Source organism: Solwaraspora sp. WMMD791 (assembly GCF_029581195.1).
In the GTDB taxonomy this organism is placed as follows: Bacteria; Actinomycetota; Actinomycetes; order Mycobacteriales; family Micromonosporaceae; genus Micromonospora_E.
The window spans coordinates 3,922,179-3,942,812 of sequence record NZ_CP120737.1 but is presented as its reverse complement, the minus strand read 5'-3'; the positions used below and the strand labels follow the sequence as shown (position 1 = coordinate 3,942,812).

At 71.9% G+C, this 20,634-nt stretch carries 16 protein-coding genes; 10 read left to right on the top strand and 6 right to left on the bottom strand.

Annotated elements, in window-relative coordinates:
* Positions 1-79 precede the first annotated feature (79 nt).
* Positions 80-2,491 (bottom strand): M28 family peptidase, encoded by a 2,412-nt coding sequence (locus O7623_RS17535; RefSeq protein ID WP_282224107.1) that lies wholly within the window; start codon positions 2,489-2,491, stop codon positions 80-82.
* A 259-nt stretch (positions 2,492-2,750) separates the two neighbouring features.
* On the opposite strand from O7623_RS17535, the gene O7623_RS17530 reads away from it, so the two are divergent.
* Genes O7623_RS17530 through O7623_RS17515 form a run of 4 tightly spaced genes read left to right on the top strand, consistent with a single transcriptional unit; the run spans position 2,751 to position 6,861 of the window.
* A complete protein-coding gene (locus O7623_RS17530) occupies positions 2,751-3,989 on the top strand; it encodes a fused response regulator/phosphatase (protein WP_282224106.1) in 1,239 nt (412 codons plus the stop codon).
* Positions 3,986-5,596, top strand: coding sequence for a sensor histidine kinase (locus tag O7623_RS17525; protein WP_282224105.1), 1,611 nt, complete (start codon positions 3,986-3,988; stop codon positions 5,594-5,596). Before O7623_RS17530 ends, O7623_RS17525 begins: the two co-directional genes overlap by 4 nt.
* 11 nt (positions 5,597-5,607) lie before the next feature.
* A complete protein-coding gene (locus tag O7623_RS17520; RefSeq protein ID WP_282224104.1) occupies positions 5,608-6,057 on the top strand; it encodes a response regulator in 450 nt (149 codons plus the stop codon).
* Positions 6,058-6,060: 3 nt separating this feature from the next.
* Positions 6,061-6,861 (top strand): inositol monophosphatase family protein, encoded by an 801-nt coding sequence (locus O7623_RS17515; RefSeq protein WP_282224103.1) that lies wholly within the window; start codon positions 6,061-6,063, stop codon positions 6,859-6,861.
* Between the two features lie 79 nt (positions 6,862-6,940).
* On the opposite strand, the gene O7623_RS17510 is transcribed toward O7623_RS17515, so the two are convergent.
* Positions 6,941-7,651 carry an NAD(P)H-binding protein gene (locus O7623_RS17510; RefSeq protein WP_282224102.1) on the bottom strand — a complete coding sequence of 237 codons (711 nt, stop codon included), beginning with the start codon at positions 7,649-7,651 and terminating at the stop codon, positions 6,941-6,943.
* 98 nt (positions 7,652-7,749) lie between these two features.
* Here O7623_RS17510 and O7623_RS17505 point away from each other — a divergent pair, with 98 nt between their 5' ends.
* A complete protein-coding gene (locus O7623_RS17505; RefSeq protein ID WP_282224101.1) occupies positions 7,750-8,481 on the top strand; it encodes a TetR/AcrR family transcriptional regulator C-terminal domain-containing protein in 732 nt (243 codons plus the stop codon).
* On the opposite strand, the gene O7623_RS17500 is transcribed toward O7623_RS17505, so the two are convergent.
* A complete protein-coding gene (locus tag O7623_RS17500) occupies positions 8,478-8,879 on the bottom strand; it encodes a DUF2218 domain-containing protein (RefSeq protein WP_282224100.1) in 402 nt (133 codons plus the stop codon). The two genes, O7623_RS17505 and O7623_RS17500, sit on opposite strands and share 4 nt — an antisense overlap.
* A 385-nt stretch (positions 8,880-9,264) precedes the next feature.
* Between O7623_RS17500 and O7623_RS17495 the strand changes: the two genes are divergently transcribed.
* The 3 genes from O7623_RS17495 (at position 9,265) to O7623_RS17485 (ending at position 13,643) form a co-directional block, all read left to right on the top strand.
* Positions 9,265-10,212 carry a hypothetical protein gene (locus tag O7623_RS17495; protein WP_282229451.1) on the top strand — a complete coding sequence of 316 codons (948 nt, stop codon included), beginning with the start codon at positions 9,265-9,267 and terminating at the stop codon, positions 10,210-10,212.
* Between the two features lie 95 nt (positions 10,213-10,307).
* Positions 10,308-11,873: a fused MFS/spermidine synthase gene (locus O7623_RS17490; RefSeq protein WP_282224099.1), complete on the top strand. Its 1,566-nt coding sequence runs from the start codon at positions 10,308-10,310 to the stop codon at positions 11,871-11,873.
* 39 nt (positions 11,874-11,912) lie between these two features.
* The gene (locus tag O7623_RS17485) at positions 11,913-13,643 is read left to right on the top strand and encodes a serine/threonine-protein kinase (protein ID WP_282224098.1); all 1,731 of its coding nucleotides are present in this window, start codon (positions 11,913-11,915) and stop codon (positions 13,641-13,643) included.
* A 30-nt stretch (positions 13,644-13,673) separates the two neighbouring features.
* Here O7623_RS17485 and O7623_RS17480 read toward each other — a convergent pair whose 3' ends face one another.
* Entirely contained in the window at positions 13,674-14,348 is a 675-nt protein-coding gene (locus tag O7623_RS17480) for a TrkA family potassium uptake protein (protein WP_282224097.1), read from the bottom strand.
* Positions 14,341-15,675 (bottom strand): potassium transporter TrkG, encoded by a 1,335-nt coding sequence (locus tag O7623_RS17475; RefSeq protein ID WP_282224096.1) that lies wholly within the window; start codon positions 15,673-15,675, stop codon positions 14,341-14,343. Before O7623_RS17475 ends, O7623_RS17480 begins: the two co-directional genes overlap by 8 nt.
* Positions 15,676-15,910: 235 nt before the next feature.
* Between O7623_RS17475 and O7623_RS17470 the strand changes: the two genes are divergently transcribed.
* Positions 15,911-17,041: a glycerophosphodiester phosphodiesterase gene (locus tag O7623_RS17470; protein ID WP_282224095.1), complete on the top strand. Its 1,131-nt coding sequence runs from the start codon at positions 15,911-15,913 to the stop codon at positions 17,039-17,041.
* 189 nt (positions 17,042-17,230) lie between these two features.
* Positions 17,231-19,510, top strand: a complete 2,280-nt coding sequence (locus O7623_RS17465; RefSeq protein ID WP_282224094.1) for a DEAD/DEAH box helicase — start codon at positions 17,231-17,233, stop codon at positions 19,508-19,510.
* A gap of 79 nt (positions 19,511-19,589) precedes the next feature.
* Here O7623_RS17465 and O7623_RS17460 read toward each other — a convergent pair whose 3' ends face one another.
* A complete protein-coding gene (locus tag O7623_RS17460; protein ID WP_282224093.1) occupies positions 19,590-20,558 on the bottom strand; it encodes a C40 family peptidase in 969 nt (322 codons plus the stop codon).
* Positions 20,559-20,634: the final 76 nt, after the last annotated feature.

The following is a 20,634-nucleotide window of genomic DNA, read 5'->3' as shown; positions in this document are numbered from 1 at the left end:
ACGGACAAAAGTTCGCGATAACTGCAAGATCGTCGCGGGAGGGGGCGGCGGGAGGGGCAGGGTACGGGTGGGGCGGGGGTCAGAAGGTGTAAGTGCGGGCGACGGTGACCAGTTCGCTGGTGTGTGAGCCGGTGATCCCCACCCCCACGGGGCGGGGCGTGAAGCCGGGCAGGTCCTGGAGGCCGTCGCTGCCGTCAGCGACCCGGATCCGCACCGAGCCGGAGTCGGAGTCGTCGACCCGCAGCACCAGGACGACCTCCACGCCCTGCGGCGGCGGGGCGTGGAACACCGTACCGAAGCTCCACGGCCCAGTGTGGTCGGTGCCGGCGGCTGCACCGACCGGCAGGTCCCGCCCGGCGACCTGTGCCGACACCACCGTCGTCGACCCGGCCGCGACGTGCAACGTCACCAGCCGTACCGGGCGCTGCGGCAGCAGCCGCAGCCGCACCGTCCGCTGCCCGTCGGTGCCGCCCCCGGTGTCGTCGAGCAGGTCCAGCGCCGGTGCCGGCAGGTCCGCCGCCGGGGCCGGCCCGGCACCCAACGGCGCGCCACCCAGCAACGGGAACTCGGCGTCCACTGTGGCGGTCGTGTCGACGTACCCGGCGGTCCAGGGCTGCGGCCGGGTCTCCTCGGTCAACCACCTGGCCTGCCCGGTGTCGGTGTCCAACGCGTACATCAGATGGGTCGGTACCGGACGGTCGGCGTCGAACCGGTCCACCGCCAGACCGACCCCGATCAGCACCAGCGCCGCCAGCGCGGCGGCGACCGCCGGCACCGGCCCGACCCGGCGGGCCCGGACCGCCCGTAGCCCCCGCTGCCCGCCGGCCTGCGGCAGGGCCAGGTCCAGCACCGGCAACGCCGCGAACGCCAGCAGCACCGCGACGAACGCGCCGACCCCGGCCAGCCCCAGACCCAGCGCCGGGAACAGCAGCACCACCGTGGGCAGCAGAATCAGTACGCCGACCGACGCCCCGGCGGTCACCGCGACCACCGGCCACGCACCGGTGGGCCGTACCGACAGCGCGACCAGGCACCCGGCGGCTCCCGCCAGCGCCGGCAGCACCGCCAGGTACGACCCGCCGGGGGCGAACCCGGCGAGCAGCAGACCGAGCAGCGCCAGCCAGGCCAGGCCGCCGACGGCCAGCGCCGCCGGGCCGACCCGACGGCGCAGCAGGGCGTACCAGGTGAAGACCACGGCCGCGGTCAGCGCCAGCACCGCCAGCCGGTACGGCACCGGCCGGTACGGGTCGAGCAGGTCGGCGTACTGCGGCCGGAGCCCGACCACGACGGCCCAGAGCGCCTGCGCGGCGGCCGGCGCGGCGACCAGCGGTACGCCGGCCAGCCCGACGCCGGCGGCGAGCCGGGGCCAGCTGGCCCGACCCCGGCGGTGGGTCAGCCAGGCCAGCACTCCGACGACCACCGCGGCCAGCACCGCCAGCGGCCAGGTCAGCGTGCCCGAGTAGTGCACCAGCCCGGCCGGGGTGGGGAAGTAGGTGGCGTCGGTGTCGGCGGCCGGTGCCGACAGGTCGACCTCGCCGAACCCGCGCGCCAGGCCGAGAGTGTTGTCGCCGTGGTGCTGCAGGCTGGCAAGGCTCATCGACGTCGCGGTGTCCTGCGGGGTGTGGTAGACCGCCGACCCGTCGATGTACGCCGAGTTCAGCCCGGCGAATCCGGCGTCGAGGAACGGCGTGAAGTCGGTGTCGTTGGGTAGCAGCCGGTACACCTCGACCGCGAACGACGTACCGACCGGGTGCGGCGCGGCGCGGCCGAAGACGTCGATCAGGCCGGCGTTGCCCCGGGAGGTCTCGAAGGTGACCACCGGGCCGCTGCTGCCCCGCGCCTCCAGGTTGAGCACCACGGCGTCGCGGTCCACGGCGAGCGCGTGACCGGCGACGAACGCCGACGCGCCGCACAGGCAGGCCTCCTCGGCGTCGGTGAACAGCAGTACGACGTCGTTGCGTGGCCGGTCGCCCTCGATCAGCGCGCGGGCCACCTCCAGCAGGGCGCCGACGCCCGCTCCGTCGTCGTTGCCGCCGGGACTGACCTGCGCCGAGTCGTAGTGGGTGACCAGCAGGACCTGGCCGGTGGGATCCGTACCGGGGATCTGGGCGATCACGTTGCGGACCCGGGCCAGGGTGGCACCGGCGGAGGCCCCGCTCAACTGCCCGGCCTCGCCGCCGACGGTCTCCTGCACCTCCGGCACCAGACCCAGCCCGGTCAACGTGTCGACGAGGTGGTCGCGGACGGCGTCGTTGGCGGGGCTGCCGACCGGGTGCGGCTGCCGCGCGACCTGCTCGACGTGCCGGTACGCACGGTCAGCGCTGAACGCCGTGGCCGGTGCGTCGGTGTCGCGGGGTGCCGGCGGGCGCAGGTCGACGACGGTGCCGGCGGCGACCATCCCGAGCGCGGCGAACGCGGCGAACGCGGCGGCCGGCCGGCGGCGGGGCCGGGTGAACGCCCGGTACGCGGCGGCGACGAGGGGTGCGCCCATGTGGCTCTCCTGCCGGAGCGGGGTCGGGTGGACCCCATCCTGCCCGACCTGGGCCGGCCGGGTCACCGGCCGACGGTCCCGTGGCCTAGTTTGTGAACATGCCCGCCCTCGTATCCGACGGTCCGACCGGCCGCGCCACCGGCACGGTGGCTGCGGTTGTGCGTCGGGTCAGTGTGGGAGACGATCAGCGGGTCACCCTGAAGGAGCCGGCCATCGACACTCACCGACTACGGCGGTGGTGCATCCGGGGTGGGCCGGCATGACCGGTTCGTCGCTGGTGCCGCCCCGCTCCCAGCCTCGCGCGCAGACCGGTGAGTCGACCGGCGGGCCGACGCCCGTACCGCCGGCGCGGCGCCTGCGGGTGCTGCTGGTCGAGGACGACGAGGGCGACGCCTTCCTCGTCGGCGAACTGCTGGCCGAGTCGCAGGCGGCGGTCGACCTGGTGGTCGCGAACAGCCTCAACCAGGCCCGGGAACGTATCGCCGGGGTCGACTGCGTCCTGCTCGACCTGGGGCTGCCGGACGCACAGGGGCTCGACGGCCTGCGTCGGGTGCTGGGCATGGCGGGTCGGGCGGCGGTCTGCGTGCTGACCGGCCGCCAGGACGAGCACCTCGGAGTCGACGCGGTCGCCGAAGGCGCCCAGGACTACCTGGTCAAGGGCCAGGTCGACGGGGTGCTGCTGAGCCGGGCACTGCGCTACGCGGTGGAACGCAAGCGGGCTGACGACAACGCCCGGCGGCTGCGGGAGGTGGAGCTGCGGCAGGCCGAGTCGGCCCGGCTGGAGCGTGGCCTGTTGCCGCAGCCGCTGATGGAGACCGACGAGATCTCGGTGCACACGTTCTACCGGCCGGGCCGGCACGCCGCGTTGATCGGCGGCGACTTCTTCGACGTGGTGCAGACCACCCCGGACCGGGTCGACCTGATCGTCGGTGACGTCTGCGGGCACGGCGCGGACGAGGCCGCGCTCGGCGTGGAGCTGCGGGTCGCCTGGCGGGCCCTGGTGCTGGCCGGGGTGGCCGACGACGCCGTACTGCCGGCGTTGGAGCAGGTGCTGATGAGTGAACGCCGGCTCCGGGAGATCTTCGCCACGGTGGCGGCGGTCCGGCTGGATCTGCAGGCGAACCGGGCCACGGTACGGTTGGCGGGACATCCACCTCCGCTGCTGTTCAGCGGCGGCCAGGTCCGGCCGGTGCCCGCGCCGGGGGGCCTGCTGCTCGGTGTCCGACCCCGCCCACCCCGCGCTTTCGATGTGGAGTTCGACACCGATGAGTGGTCCCTGTTGATGTACACCGACGGTCTGATCGAAGGGCGTCTCGGCGACTCCAACGAGCGGCTCGACGTCGCCGGCCTGCAGCGGCTGGTGGCCGAGCCGGCGGCCCGCGCAGTGCCGTTGCCGGCGTTGCCGGGTTGGCTGGTCGGTCGGGCCGAGGAGATCAACGGTGGTCCGCTCGCCGACGACGTCGCGATGCTGCTGGTCAGCCGGGGCGGCGGCCGATGAGCGCAGCCGCAGGGCCCAACCGGTTGACCCTGCGGGCCCGGGTGGTGCTGCTGTGCGCCGTCGTCGGCGGTCTGCTGGCGGTGCTGGCCGGCAGCGCGGCGGTGGTCGCCGACGCCAACCGGGACCACATCGACACCGTGCTGAACCAGACCGGTCCGCTGCGGGCCGACGCGGAGAGCCTGCTCACCGCCCTGGTCGACCAGGAGACCGGGGTACGCGGCTACGCGGTCTCCGGGGACGCCGCCGACCTCGTGCCGTACCGCGACGGGGTGGCGCGGGAGCGGCAGTTGATCGACCACATGGTCGCGCTGCTCGGGCCGGACGATCCGCTGCGGGCGCAGATCGACGAGGTGGCGACCACGTCGCAGCAGTGGCGCGACACCGTCGCCGAACCGGTGATCGACGCAGTGGACGCCGAAGGTACGGCGGCCGCCCAGGCGTTGCTGACCGACGCGGCCCGGCAGCAGTTCGACGGGCTGCGCGCCGACGTCGACCAGTTGCAGGCGGACATCCTGGTGGTGCGCAACCAGGTCGCCGACGACGCCCGGCGTACCAGCGGCACCCTGGTGGTCCTGCTGATCATCGCGGCGCTCGTCGTGGTGGCAGCCGGGATCGTCCTGATGGTCTCGTTGAACCGCCTGGTCATCGGCCCGGTCACCGGGCTGGCCGCCCAGGTGCGGCAGGTGGCCAACGGCGAGTACGAACGCGACATCACCGGGGTCGGGCCGCCGGAGCTGGCGGCGCTGGCCAGCGACGTGGACGGGATGCGCCGCAAGATCGCCGCCGATCTGGACGAGGTGCGTGACGCCCGGGAACGCGTCGAGTGGGTCAACAGCCAGCTGCAGAAGCAGACGGAGGAGCTGGTGCGCTCCAACCGTGACCTGGAGCAGTTCGCCTACGTGGCCTCGCACGACCTGCAGGAGCCGCTGCGCAAGGTGGCCAGCTTCTGCCAGCTGCTGCAGCGCCGGTACGCCGGCCAGCTCGACGCCCGCGCCGACCAGTACATCGGCTTCGCGGTGGACGGGGCGCAGCGGATGCAGCGGCTGATCAACGACCTGCTGGCGTTCTCCCGGATCGGCCGGCTGACCAGCGGGTTCACCGACGTCGACCTGAACAAGGTGATGGCCGACGTGGCCAGCCAGACCGAGTCGACCCGCGAGTACGTCGGCGGCGAGCTGACCTGGTCGGAGTTGCCGGTGGTCTCCGGCGAGGAGCCGTTGCTGACGAACCTGCTGGTCAACCTGGTCAGCAACTCGTTCAAGTTCCGCCAGCCGGAGGTCACCCCGAAGGTGGAGGTCTCCGCCCGCCGGGTCGACGGCGAGTGGGAGATCACCTGCCGGGACAACGGAATCGGGATCGAAGCCGAGTTCGCCGACAAGATCTTCGTGATCTTCCAGCGGCTGCACTCGAAGGACGCCTACCCGGGCACCGGGATCGGGTTGGCGATCGGCAAGAAGATCGTCGAGTACCACGGCGGCCGGATCTGGGTCGACACCCAGGTCGAGCAGGGTACGGCGATCAGTTTTACTCTTCCGGTGACCCCACGCCAGGCCGAGGCGGCGGAGAACGACGGTGCACCGACCGCTGCCACGCAGGCGGTCTCATGATGGAGGCGGCAATGACCGAACCGGACGGCAAGAGCCCGATCGAGGTGCTGCTCGTCGAGGACGACCCGGGCGACGTGTTGATGACCCAGGAGGCGTTCGAGGAGCACAAGGTCCGCAACCGGCTCAACGTCGTGTCCGACGGTGCCGAGGCCCTGGCGTACCTGCGTCGGGAGGGCAAGTACGCCGACGCGGTGCTGCCCGACCTGATCCTGCTCGACCTGAACCTGCCGCGCCGCGATGGCCGGGAGGTGCTGGAGGAGATCAAGAAGGACGACGAGCTGGGCCGGATCCCGGTGGTGGTGCTGACCACGTCGCAGGCCGACGAGGACATCCTGCGCTCCTACCAGCTGCACGCCAACGCCTACGTGACCAAGCCGGTGGACTTCGAGCGGTTCATCGCGGTGATCCGGCAGATCGACGAGTTCTTCGTCAGCGTGGTGAAGCTGCCACCGCGTGGCTGACGCATGATCGACGAGGTAGGTCAACTGCTGCGGGACGCGGCGGAGCAGGCGGTACTGCCCTGGTTCCGCCGGTTGTCCGCGGAGCACATCGACGAGAAGGGCCCCGGTGACCTGGTGACCGTCGCCGACCGGCGGTCCGAGGAGATCATCACCGCCGGGCTGCTGCGGCTGGCCCCGGATTCGGTCGTGGTCGGGGAGGAAGCGGTCTCGGCCGACGCCGACCTGCTGCACCGGCTGCGTGACGCCGGCCGGGTCTGGCTGGTGGACCCGATCGACGGTACGGCGAACTTCGCCGCCGGCCGTCGACCGTTCGTGATGATGGTGGCGCTGCTCGACGGTGGTCAGCCGGTGGCGAGCTGGATCTACGACCCGGTCGCCGACTCGTTGGCGGTGGCGCGCCGGGGTGCCGGCAGCGCGGTGGACGGCGTACCGCTGGGTGTCGGGGGAAACGGCGCGGCACCGCCGCTGCGGACCTTGCGCGGCGCGGTGCCGTTGAAGTACCTGCCGGACCGGGTCCGGGTCACCGTGCAGGCCGGCGGGGACCAGGTGGGTGCGGTGCTGCCGGGGCAGCACTGCGCGGGCCGGGAGCACTGGGACATCGCCGCCGGTACGCAGGACTTCGCCCTGTTCTGGCGGACCTTGCCGTGGGACCACGTGCCGGGGACGTTGCTGGTCGAGGAGTCGGGTGGGGTGGCGCGGCGCCTCGACGGCGGACCGTACGACTTCACCGACGACCGGGCAGGGCTGCTGGTGGCCCGGTCGGAGGCGGCCTGGCAGGAGCTGCAGCGGGCGCTGCTGGGTTGACGACGGCACCCGCCAGCGCGGACCGGTGCCGCCGGCGTCAGCGCGGACCCGGTGCCGCCGCCGTCAGCGTCGACCGGCGTCAGCGTCGACCGGCGTCAGCGTGGGCGAGGGCGCTGGCCGAGCGCCGTCCGACGATCGCCGGTGCCTCGTGTACGAGGGTGTCGTCGGTCAGTGCCGCCACCATGAACAGGGCGAAGTCGGTCCGCCGGGTCAGGTTGCTGGTGAGGACCGGGTCACCGACGTGCCGGCTCCACACGGGTAGCCCCTGGCTTTCGCCCTCTTCGAGGTCGCTGCCGCGGACGACGGTCCACCGGCGGTCGCTGGCGAAGATCCGCCGGCACGCCTCCACCTGGTCGTCGACCTCGACGGCCCGTACGGCGCGGGCCAGCCAGGTGACGATTCGTACGGTGGCCCGGAACCGCCACGAGTAGCGGTCCTGCCCGTCGCGGCTGACGTGCCAACCGCAAGAGAAGACCAGCCGGGCGTCGGGTTCGCTGTAATCGAGTACGGCCTGCGCGGTGCCGGACGAGTACTGCTGCACACCCCAGGGGGCGAGTACGGTCAGGACCGCGTCGCAGCCGGCGACCGCCGTACGGATCGCGGCCCGGTCGTTGGTGGGTGCCGGCACGATGGTGATCCGGTCCGCGACGGCGGCGAGTTTCGGGACGCTGCGTTCGCGGCACACGCCGACGACCTCGTAGCCGCGGTCCAGGCAGTGCCGCACCAGGTACTGGCCGAGTTTGCCCGAGGCGCCGACGACGCAGACGCGCCGGATCGGATTGTCGCTCATGATCAGCCTTCCGGTTCCGTGTCGTGCTCAACCTTACGATGTAAGGCAGCGTAGGCTTACGGCGTAAGGCAGTCAAGGGCGGTGGGAGGTGACCGGCGGTGACGGAACCGTCCGGCGTCCGGCGTACCCGGGCCGAGCGGGCGTCGCTGACCCGTGACCGGGTGATCGCGGCGGCGGTGGCGTTGGCCGACGAGAAGGGCGCGGCCGGGGTCACGATGCGAGCGGTCGCCGCCCGGCTCGGCGTCGAGGCCATGTCGCTCTACCACCACGTGTCCAGCCGGGACGGCATCCTCGACGGCATGGTCGACGCGGTGTTCGCCGAGATCGGTCCACCGCCGGCGGCGGCGCCCTGGCAGGCAGCCCTACGGGACCGGGCGGTGTCGGTGCGCGCGGCGCTGCGGCGGCACCCGTGGGCGGTCGGCCTGCTGGACTCCCGTGCCGCACCTGGCCCGGCGACCCTGCGCCACCACGACGCGGTTCTCGGCTGTCTGCGGACGGGTGGCTTCTCCGTCAAGATGGCGGTGCACGCCATGTCGGTGATCGACAGTTACCTGTACGGCTTCGTGCTCCAGGAGCGGAGCCTGCCCTTCGCGAACCCCGCCGACGCCGGTGCGGTCGCCGACGGGATCCTGCGCGGCCTGCCGGCGGGCAGCCACCCGTACCTCGCCGAGGTGGTGGCGGAGCAGCTGCGTGCGGCCGGCTACGACCACACCACCGAGTTCGAGTTCGGCCTCGACCTCATCCTCGACGCGCTGGGTCCGGACGAGCCGGAATCAGCTGGCAGGGGAGGCGCGCCGGCCCGGGGCGACGGCGGCGGCGGGCCAGGCTAGGGCTGGTCCAGCGCCTTCTCCCGGTCGCCGACCGCGCCGGACCCGGCGACGTCCGCCGCCGGCGGGGCACCGGTGGTGTCGTCCGCTGCCGGCGGGGCACCGGTGGTGCCGTCCAGGGCCGGCTGCCAGTCGACGGCCAGGCTGTCCCGGGCGCCGAGGCGCTCCAGGTGATCCCCGACCAGGTATTCGACGCGGGCCAGGCTGATGGTGTCGACCGCGTCGGCGGTCAGCGCCAGGCCGTCGTCGACGATCGCCAGCCGGCAGGTGCCGAAGGTGAAGTCGATCTCCGCGGTGTCGACCCGTTCCGTCACCGGGACCGCGACGGCGAAGTGCGCACAGAGCTGCGTCAAATGGTTGCGTGCCGCAAGGGTCCGCACGTGGGCCTCGGATCGTGGCACCGGGTCGTTCCTCACCGTCGGTAATAAGGTTAGGCTATCTTAAATTGCGTCCCGGAAAGGCGAGACATTGGGACGGACGGTGTCCATTCGGCTACGCCACTGCTGCGCGACGCGCCGAGAGACTCGGCATGACAATTTTCTGTGACTGGTTCACTGCGACACGTAATAGTGCGGAGTTTGCTGCGCGCCATCTGCACGATGTGGTAATGCGCGAGCGCCCCGCGTGTACCGGACCCGGCGACGAAATCCGGTAAGCTACGCGCGGTTTCGATATGCCCCACCGGCGAGTGACCAGGAGGACCGGACTGTGGTCGGCACGACTACAGCACAACGGCGCCGCAGCGCGGTAGCGTCGATCGTCACGCTGATCACCGCATTCGCGCTCCTGTTCGGTGCATCGGCGGCGACCGCCGCGCCCAACGCGCCGGACGAAGGCGACGACAAGAGCCTGCGGGAAGTCCTGGAAGCCGCCTCCAAAGGCCACATCGAGGCCAAGGCCAAGCTCGACAACTCGAAGAAGCGTCAGGGCGAGCTGGCCGCCCAGTACGACGCCCTCCAGCAGCAGCTCGTCGCACTCACCGACGAGGTGGGGACGATGGCTGCCGAGTCGTACCGGCTGGGCCGATTGACCTCGGTCACCATGCTGCTCAACAGCGCCTCCCCGGAGAACATGCTGGAGCGCGCGGCCGGCCTCGAAGTGATGGCCCAACGCGAAGGCCGCAACCTGCGGGCCCTCAACGAAGCCCACGAACAGGCCGCCCGCGCCAAGGCCGCCATCGACAACGAGGTCCGCGAGCAGGAGAAACAGGTCGCCATCATGGCGCGCAAGAAACAGGACGCCCAGCGCGCCCTGGCCGCTGTCGGTAGCCAGGCGAGCGGCGGTTTCATCAGCACCACCTCGGCCGCCGCGCAGCCGGCCCCCCGCAACTCCGACGGCTCCTGGCCGTCGGAGTCCTGCAACGTCGACGACCCGACCACCTCCGGGTGCATCACCCCACGCACCCTGCACGCGATGAACCAGGCCAAGGCGGCCGGCTTCACCCGCTACGTCTCCTGCTTCCGCAGCGGCGGCAGCGGCGAGCACCCGAAGGGCCGGGCCTGCGACTTCTCCGCCGAAGCCGGCGGCTTCAAGGACCGGGACGCGACCGGCGACAACCGCACGTACGGCAACAACCTCGCCGCGTACTACGTCAACAACGCCGATCGGCTCGGCGTGCTGTACGTCATCTGGTACCGGCAGATCTGGATGCCCGGCAACGGGTGGAGTTCGTACAACGGCGGTGGCAGCCCGGCCGGCGACCACACCAACCACGTGCACCTGTCGATGCTCTGAACCACACCCCGTGCACCTGTCGACGTTTCGACGCGCTGACCGGTGACTGCTGACCGCCGGATCGGTGGGTCGGGAGCTGCGTACGATCGCAGGTGATGGAATCGCCACCACCGCAGCGCGCCGACGCGCCGCCCCCGCCGCTACGCCCCGGACTCGCCGCCGCACTGGTCTTCGTCTCCAGCGGTGCCGTGCTCGTGCTGGAGATCGTCGCGTTGCGGCTGGTCGGCCCGTACGTCGGGGTCACCCTGCAGACCAACAGCGCGGTCATCGGGGTCGCGCTGGCCGCGATCGCGTACGGCACCTGGGCCGGCGGGCGCATCGCCGACCGCCGCGACCCGCGACCACTGCTGCCGGCCGCCCTGGTCCTGGCGGCGATCACCACCGCGGTCACCCTGCCGCTGGTGCGCTACGCCGGTGAACTGCTGCGGGGCAGCGCGATCGTCGGCATCCTGCTGCTCACCATGGTCGCCGTGGTGCTGCCGGCGGCGCTGTTGTCGGCGGTCACCCCGCTGGTGATCAAGCTGCAGCTGGGCGACCTGAGCCGCACCGGCGAGGTCGTCGGCAAGCTGTCCAGCATCGGTACGCTCGGTGCGATCACCGCAACCCTCGGCACCGGCTTCTTCCTCGTCGCGACCCTGCCCAGCAGTGTGATCATGATCGGGTTGGCGGTGCTGCTCGGCGTCGGCGGCGTGGCGCTCGGCGTACACCTGCACCGGAGTCGGCCGCAGGCCACGGACGGTGACGTGCCGTCGGTCGGCGGCGGCCCGCTCTCCGCCTCGACCCGGGCGACGCTCGCCGTGATCGGGCTCACCGTCGCCGGCCTGGCCGTCGTCGCACCGGACCCGTGCGACGTGGAGACCGAGTACCACTGCGCGACCGTGCAGGCCGACCCGGAACGCGACGGCGGTCGGTTGCTGCTGCTCAACTCGGCCCGGCACTCGTACGTGGACCTCGACGACCCGACGCACCTGGAGTTCGCGTACACCAAGTGGATCGGGGCGGTCACCGACGTCGTCGCACCGCCCGGCGAACCACTCGACGCCCTGCACGTCGGCGGCGGCGGATTCACCATGCCCCGCTACCTCACCGCCACCCGGCCGGGTACCCGCAACACCGTGTACGAGATCGACGGCGGTCTGGTCGACCTCGGTGTCCGGGAGCTCGACGTGCGGCCCGGCCCGGATCTGACCGTCGCGGTCGGTGACGCCCGGGTGCTGGTCACCGACCTGCCCGGCGACAGCGTCGACCTGGTGGTCGGCGACGCGTTCGGGCACCTGGTGGTGCCGTGGCACCTGGCCACCCGGGAGATGGCGGCGCAGGTCCGTCGGGTGCTGCGACCGGACGGCATCTACGCCCAGAACGTGATCGACTATCCGCCGCTGCGGTTCATCCAGGCGGAGGTGGCGACTGTCGCCGCCGAGTTTCCCGAGGTGGCGCTGGTCACCCGGCCGGACGGGTTGACGCTGCCAACCGGCAGCAACTTCGTGATCCTCGCTGCGGACCGGCCGTTGCCGCTGGACGAGATCGAGGCCCGGCTGACCGCTACGGTGGGTTCTGAGTACTTACTCCTTACTGGTGATGATCTGATCGGTTTTGTCGGCGATGCGCTACCGTTGACCGACGACTACGCCCCGGTCGATCAACTGCTGGTCGCCCCCTGACCAGGTGTAGGCCGGCCCAGATCGGGCATCTTGCGAACCATGGGTGGGGTGGCGAACGATCGCGGGCAACTGCTCGGCGACCGGTACCGGCTGATCGAACGGCTCGGCACCGGTGGGACGTCGGTGGTGTGGCGCGGTTACGACGAAATTCTCGACCGCCAGGTGGCGGTCAAGGTGTTGGCTCCCCAGTACGCTCCTGACCAGGCGTTCCGCACCCGGATCCGGGTCGAGGCCCAGGCCGCCGCCCGGCTGTGCCACCCACACATCACCAACGTCTACGACTACGGTGAGGCACGGCGCGACGACGCCACCCTGCCGTACGTCGTGATGGAACTCGTCGATGGCGAGTCGCTGGCCGACCGGCTGCGCCGCGACCACGTCCTGCCCTGGCGGGTGGCGGTGGCCGTCTGCGCCGAGGTCGCGTCGGCGCTGGCCGCCGCGCACGCCACCGGTGTGGTGCACCGCGACGTCACCCCGGCGAACGTGATGCTGACCAGCACCGGAGCGAAAGTCGTCGACTTCGGCATCTCCGCGTTGACCGGGGAGAGCGATGTCGGCCCGGACGGCAACCTGCTGGGCACCCCGGCGTACCTGGCCCCGGAGCGGCTCAACGGCGGCCAGGTCTCGCCGGCCACCGACGTGTACGCGGTCGGGCTGCTGCTCTACCGGTCGCTCACCGGTCGGCTGCCCTGGCCGGCGGCGAACGTCACCGAGATGCTGCGGGCACACCTGCACACCGCGCCGGCTCCGATGCCGCCGGTCGCCGGGCTGCCGGCGGAGGTGATCGGGCTGACCGTACGGTGTCTGGCGAAACGCCCGGCGGACCGGCCCACCAGCGAGGAAGTGGCGAAGAGCCTGGCCGCCGCCGTCGGGGTGGCGGCGGGCCGGTCGTCGTCGACGATGGCGCTGCCGGTGCAGGCACCGGGTGGCGACGCGGCCGATGTCGGTGCCGGGGCCGACGGGCTGCCGCCGCTGGTCGACATCACCTGTGGACTGGAGGTCACCGGTCTCGATCTGTCGACGACCGGTGCAGACCTGATGGTGACCGGCACCGATCCGGCAAGGACCGACGGCGACCTGGTGGTGACCGGCTCGGTCGCCCGTGCGGCGTCAGCTCCGGTCGCCGCCGCAGGACCCGCGACGGGACCGGCCACCGGACCGGCCGGCGGTGCCGCCCGGCGACGCAGACTGCGTACCTCCTGGGTTCAGCGCCGGGCCGAAGCCGTCGTCATCGGCATCGGGCTGATGATGGTCAGTGCCCTGGTCTGGGCCGGCGCCGGCGCGACGCCCGCCACCGACCGCGCCCGGGAGGCACTCGCCGCGCCACCCCGGTTGGGGCTGGCCGCCCAGACTCCGACACTGGCCGCCCAGTCACCGGCACCCTGCCAGGTCGACTACGCGGTGCACGCCGACAACGGTCGGCAGTTCGTCGCAGTCGCGACCGTCACCAACACCGGGTCGGCGGCCGTGACCGACTGGTCGGTGCGGTTCGCCTTCCCCGGCACCCAGCGGCTCACCGCCGTGGCGTCGGCCCACTGGCACCAGCAGGGCCGGGACGTCGTGCTGCGACCGGTCGGCGACGGCGCGCCGTTGGCCGCCGGGGCATCGACGGCGGTACGGCTGACCGGCGACTACGACGGCGTCAACACGCTGCCGTTGGAGTTCCACCTCGACGAACAGGACTGCGGCGTGACGGTCGCCGCGATCGCCGGGCAGTCGGCCGGCGCGCCTGATCTGCTGCATGCCGCCGTCGACACCCCGACCGACTGACTCCCGCGCGGCGGCTCAGATGGCGGCAGCTCAGGTGGCGGCAGCGAAACGCTGCACCTGTTCGGTAGTGCCGGAGACGATGAGCAGCGCACCTTCGCGCAACTCCGTCTCCCCGTCGGCGTAGCTGAACCGTTCACCGGGCATCTTGACCCCGATCACGGTCACCCCGTACCGGGACCGGATGCCGGCGTCGGCGAGGCGCCGGCCCACCGTGTCGGTCGGCAGCCTGGTCTCCGCGATCGAGAATCCGTCGTCGAACTCGATGAAGTCGAGCATCTTGCTGGTGATCAGGTGCGCCACCCGGTCGCCCATCGCGGCCTCCGGATAGATCACATGACTGGCGCCGACCGACCGCAGGATCTTGCCGTGCTTACCGGAGACCGCCTTGGCCCACACGTCGGTGACGCCGATCTCGGCGAGGCTGAGCACGGTCAGTACGCTCGCTTCGACGTCCGAGCCGATGCCGACCACCACCCGTTGGAAGTCGCGCAGCCCGAGTTGCCGCAGCGTCTCCGTGTCGGTGGAGTCTGCCTGGACCACGTACGTCAACCGGTCCGCCCACCGTTGCACGATGGACTGGTCGGTGTCGACGCCGAGCACCTCGAAGCCCAACCGGAGCATCGAGTCGGCGACCTGGCCGCCGAACCGGCCGAGCCCGATGATGACGACGGTCCTGGCGGACCTGGTTGCGGTGCGGTCAGCCAACGATGGGTCGCTCCTCCGGATAGTGGAACCGTTTTCTCCTGGTGTTCAACGCGATCGCCGAACCCAACGTGACGCTGCCGATCCGGCCGACGAACATCAGTACGGCGAGCAGCACCTGCGCAGTCGCCGGTAGCTCACCGGTGATCCCGGTGGACAGACCGGCGGTGCCGAACGCCGAGGTCACCTCGTACAGCGCCTGGTCGGTGTCGACCCCGTCGGTGAGGCCGATCAGCGCCAGGGTGCCGGCACCGACCAGAGCGACCCCGATCAGCGCCACGGTGAGGGCCTGACGCTGGCTCGCCGACGCGATCCGGCGCTGCCCGATCACCACGTCGTGTTCGCCGCGCAGCTCGGACCAGATCACGAAGGCGAGCAGGAAGAACGTGGTCACCTTGATGCCTCCGGCGGTGCTGGCGCTGCCGCCGCCGATGAACATCATGCCGATGGAGAGGACCGTCGTCTCCTGGTTGAGCGCGCCGACGTCGACGGTGTTGAAGCCGCCGGAGCGGGTCATCACATCCTGGAAGAGCGCGGCCAGCACCTTGCTGGGCAGGTCCAACGGCCCCAGGGTGCGCGGATTGGCCCATTCGAACGCCAGCATCGCGATGAAACCGACGGCGATCAGCGCCAGCGTGCCCCAGACGGTCAGCCGGGTGTGCACCGACCAGCGTCGGGGCCGGCGGCGTTCCCGGAACAGCTCGAACAGGGCGGGGAAGCCGAGGCCGCCGACCACCACGGCGACGATCAGCGGTACGCAGATCCACCAGTCGCTGACGAACCGGACCAGCCCGTCGGAGTAGAGCGCGAAGCCACCGTTGTTGAACGCCTGGACCGCGTGGAACAGCCCGTACCAGAGGGCACGGCCGAGCGGATAGTCGTAGTGCAGCCACAGTCGGGCCGCCAGGAGCACGGTGACCGTCGCCTCGACCGCCAGCATGGTGAGCGCGATCCGCAGCAGCACCTGCCGGACGTCGGACAGGCCGAGGCTGCTCGTCTCCGCCTGCGCGGTGAGCCGGCTGCGCAGCCCGAGCCGCCGGGAGACCAGCAGGCCGAGCAGGGTGGCCATCGACATGATGCCGAAGCCGCCGGCCTGGGTGAGCACGGTGATCAGGACCAGGCCGAACGGGGTCCAGTAGGTCGAGGTGTCGGTGACCGCCAGCCCGGTCACACAGACCGCCGAGGTGGCGGTGAACAGGGCGGTGACGAACGGTGCCGGATCGGGTCCCTGTCGGCTGGCCGGCAGCATCATCAGTACGGTGCCGACGGCTATCGCCCCGAGGAACGCGATCGGCACGATCCGGGCGGGGTTTCGCAGCGGCCGGCGCATCAGAGCTGTCATACCACCGCGAACCCGGAGCTTTCAGCCAGTTGCGCCGCATTCATCCGCCGGCCAGCCCACGCTTTGCCGGCCGTCGCGTCCCGGACGCCCGACCGTCGCCCACCCCGGCTTCACTGATCCCGGTTGATGTCCCTGCGGGGCTGATCCCGGTTGATGTCCCTGCGGGACTGATCCCGACTGATGTCCTGCCGGACTCCATCCCTCTCATCTGAAGGAGACGGTGTTGTCGCGTACCCTGCCGGTCATGATGCTCGCCGGCACCCTGCTGGCCGCCATGGCGATCCCGTCCGCTGTCAGTGCCACCGGCGCGACCGACGCCGCTGGTGCCGCGTCGCGCCACGGGTCGAAAGCCGAACCGAAACCGCTGGTCATCGCCCACCGCGGGGCCAGTGGCTACCGCCCCGAGCACACCCTGGAGGCGTACCGGCTGGCCATCCGCCAGGGCGCCGACTACATCGAACCCGACCTGGTGCCGACTGCCGACGGCGTGCTGGTCGCACGGCACGAGAACGAGATCTCCGGCACCACCGACGTGGCGACCCGGCCCGAGTTCGCCGACCGGCGGACCACGAAGACCATCGACGGGGTGAGCGTCACCGGCTGGTTCACCGAGGACTTCACCCTCGCCGAGCTGCGTACCCTGCGGGCCGTCGAACGGCTGCCGCAGCTCCGGCCGACCAACACCGCTTTCGACGGTCAGTTCCTGGTGCCCACCCTGCAGGAGGTCATCGACCTGGCCCGCAGCGAGAGCCGGCGGCTGGGCCGGACCATCGGCATCTACCCGGAGACCAAGCACCCGACCTACTTCCGGTCGATCGGGCTGCCGCTGGAGGAGCCGCTGGTCGCCACCCTGCGACGCAACAAGCTGACCAGCCGGTCCGACGCCGTGTTCATCCAGTCGTTCGAGACGGCCAACCTACGGGCACTCGACACGATGATCGACGTACGGCTGGTGCAGCTGCTCAACTCGACCGGCCGCCCGTACGACTTCACCGTCGCGGGTGACCGGCGCACCTACGCCGACCTGGCCACCTCGGAGGGGCTGCGCTGGATCGCCGGCTACGCCGACGGGGTCGGCCCGAACAAGGACCTGATCGTTCCCCGGGACGCCAGCGGTGCGCTGCGCCCGCCGACCACGCTGATCCGCGACGCCCACCGGGTACGGCTGGTCGTGCACGCCTGGACGTTCCGGGCCGAGAACCAGTTCCTGGCGGCCGACCACCGCATCGGCACCGACCCGGCCGCGCGCGGCGACATCACCAGCGAGTACGAACTCTTCTTCGGCCTCGGGCTGGACGGGCTCTTCGCCGACCACCCGGACACCGCCGTGGCCGCCCGTACCGCCATCGGTTGACGGGTCCAGGTGATCCCGACGATCTTGCGGTTATCGAGAAGATTTGTCCGATTCGTCCAACGATAACTGCAAGATCGTCGCGATCATGGGTGGGCAGGTGGGTAGTGGGGTAGCGGCGGGCTGCGGGCTCGGCGGGGCCGGCGTGGTGCCCGCCGGCCGGCCCCGCCGGTCCTTGCTACCGTCGCGTGCATGACCGTCACCGTGGACCGGGAAGCGTTGCGCGAGCGTGCCGAACAGGTCCTGCAGCGCCTCGCCGGGCCGGGCGCGCGGCTGCGCGACGACCAGTGGCGGGCGATCGAAGCGCTGGTCGTCGATCGGCGGCGGGTGCTCTGCGTGCAGCGCACCGGCTGGGGCAAGTCGGCGGTCTACTTCGTCGCCACCGCCCTGCTGCGCACGGGCACCGCCGGTACCGCGAGCGCCGTCGGCCCGGCCGCAGCCGGAGCCGACGCCGCAGCCGACGCCGCAGCCGCAGCCGACGCCGCAGCCGGAGCCGGAGCCGGTCCGACGGTGATCGTCTCGCCGCTGCTGGCGCTGATGCGCAACCAGGTGGCGGCGGCCGAGCGGGCCGGGATCCAGGCTCGCACGATCAACTCCGCGAACCTGGAGGAGTGGGACCCGATCAGCGCGGAGATCCGCGCCGGTGCCGTCGACGTGCTGCTGATCAGCCCGGAACGGCTGAACAACCCCGACTTCCGGGACAACGTCCTGCCCAGCCTCGCGGCCACCACCGGGCTGCTGGTCATCGACGAGGCACACTGCGTGTCGGACTGGGGGCACGACTTCCGCCCCGACTACCGGCGAATCCGTACCTTCCTGCACGATCTGCGCCCCGGCACGCCGGTGCTGGCCACCACGGCCACCGCTAACACCCGGGTCACCGACGACGTCGCCGAGCAACTCGACGCCACCACCGGTGGGATGCTCGCGGACACGCTGGTGCTGCGCGGCCCGCTGGACCGCCAGTCGCTGCGGCTGGCCGTGCTGGACCTGCCGGGTGCCGCACACCGGCTCGGCTGGCTCGCCGAGCACCTCGACACGCTGCCCGGCTCCGGCATCGTCTACACCCTCACCGTGGCGGCCGCCGCCGAGACCGCCGAGTTTCTGCGCTCGCGTGGCTACGCCGTCGCCGCGTACAGCGGTCAGTCCGACGACGCGCAGCGCCGCGCCGCCGAGCAGGACCTGCTCGACAACAAGATCAAGGCGTTGGTGGCGACCTCCGCGCTCGGCATGGGCTTCGACAAGCCGGACCTCGGCTTCGTGGTGCACCTCGGCGCACCGCCGTCGCCGATCGCCTACTACCAGCAGGTGGGCCGGGCCGGCCGGGCGCTCGACGGCGACCGGTACGCCGACGTGGTGCTGCTGCCGGGGCCGGAGGACCAGGCCATCTGGCGGTACTTCGCCTCACTCGCCTTCCCACGCGAGGAGCAGGTGCGGTCGGTGCTGGCCGCCCTGGAGCAGGCCGGCCGACCGCTGTCCACCCAGGCCCTGGAGCCGCTGGTCGACCTGCGGCGGACCCGGCTGGAGCTGATGCTCAAGGTGCTCGACGTCGACGGCGCGGTCCGCCGGGTACGCGGCGGCTGGGTCGCCACCGGGCAACCGTGGCACTACGACGCCGCCCGCCTGGAGCGGGTCGCCCAGGCGCGCGCCGCCGAGCAGCAGATCATGCGCCAGTACGCCGTACCGGCCACCGAGACCGTGGCCGGCCGGCCGGACTGCCGGATGGAGTTCCTGCGGCACTGCCTCGACGACCCGCAGGCGCAGCCGTGCGGGCGGTGTGACCGCTGCGCCGGCGGTTGGCTGCCGACCGAGGTGAGCCCGGAGGCGTTGCGTGCCGCCGAGACGTTCCTCGGCCGGGCCGGGGTCGAGATCGCCCCGAAGAAGCTCTGGCCGACCGGGCTGGAGGCGGTCGGCGTACCGCTGCGGGGCCGGATCGGCCCCGACGAGCAGGCGTTGCCCGGCCGGGCCGTGGGTCGGCTGTCCGACCTGGGCTGGGGTTCCCGGCTGCGGGACCTGCTCGGGCCGGGCCGGCCGGACGCGGCGCTGCCGCCGGACGTCGCCGCCGGGGTGATCGACGTGCTGCGTGACTGGGCGCGGGGCAGCCAGCCGTGGCCGGCCCGGCCGGTAGGAATCGTGGCGGTGGCGTCGCGGACCCGCCCGCAGCTGGTGGCCAGCACCGCCGGGCGGATCGCTGAGGTGGGCCGGCTGCCGCTGCTCGGCGCGGTCGAGCCGGCCTGGGCGCAGCCGCCGGCAGCTGCCGGCCGGGGCAACAGCGCGCAACGGGTCCGTACCCTCCATGACGCCTTCACCGCGCCGCCGGAGCTGGCCGCGGCGCTGTCCGGGCTGACCGGCCCGGTGCTGCTGGTGGACGACCTGGTCGATTCCGGGTGGACGATGACCGTGGTGGCCCGGCTGCTGCGGCAGGCCGGCGCGCCGGCGGTGCTGCCGCTGGCCCTGGCCACCACGAATTGATCCGGCCAGGAGACCGGCCACCACGAACTGACCCCGCCGGGAGATCCGGCGGGGCCAGGCCAGGTATGGCGGTTGCCGGTCAGCCCGGTCGGCCGTAGCCCCGGATCGGCATGTAGTCGATCCGGTCGACCCGGACCACCTCGCCGTGCCGGGGCGAGTGGATCATCTGCCCGGCACCGATGTAGATCCCGACGTGCTGGATGTTGCTGTAGAAGAAGACCAGGTCGCCGGGGCGGAGCTGGTCGCGGCCGACCCGGGTGACCGCGCCGAACTGGCGGCGGGCGTTGTGCGGCAACTGCACCCCGGCCTTCGCCCAGGCCGCCGAGGTCAGCCCGGAGCAGTCGTACGAGTTCGGCCCGGCCGACCCCCACCGGTACGGCTTGCCGAGCTGGGCGTGCGCGAACGCCACCGCTGCCGCTGCCGCCCCGGTGGCGGCCTCGGGCAGCCGGGTGTGCGCCGGGCTGCGGCTGGCCGCCGAGGCACCCGAGCGGTTGAGCAGGGCCTGCTGGCGGTTGCGCAGCTCGGTGAGGTGCCGGATGTCGTTCTCGATCTGCTGGCGTTTCGCCGCCAGCTGCTGCTCCTGCAGCTGTTGCTGCTCGATCAGGGCGGTCGCGGCGCGGCGGGCCGATTCGCTGCGGTCGCGGACGTCGCGCAGGCCGGCGATGCTCCGCTCGTGGTCACGGTTGATCACGTCGGCCATCAGCAGTTGGTCGACGAAGTGTTCCGCCGAGGCGGTGGAGAGCAACGTGACTACCGGCCGGCTGCCGTTGACCCGGTAGGTGCTGGCGAGCAGCTGGCCGACCTGGTCGTGGCGGTCCGCGAGTTGCTGGTCCAGTTCGACGATGGTGGTACGGAGCCGGTCGAGCCGCTCCTGGTTGGCGCGCAGCACCACCCTGGTCTCGTTGTACTGCTCGACCACCGTCTCCAACTGGTGGGCCGCCTGGTCGATCCGCCGGTCCAGTTCGGCGAGCGAGGCCTGCGCCTGCGCCTGGGCCGGCAGCAGCGTGGCGGTTACAGCGGTGACGAGGGCGGCTGCCCTTACTGCCAAGCTATTAACGGTCACAGGGGGTACAACGACCGAACGTTACGAAAGCCACGGCCAGCCACCCGGCTGGTGTCCTGCG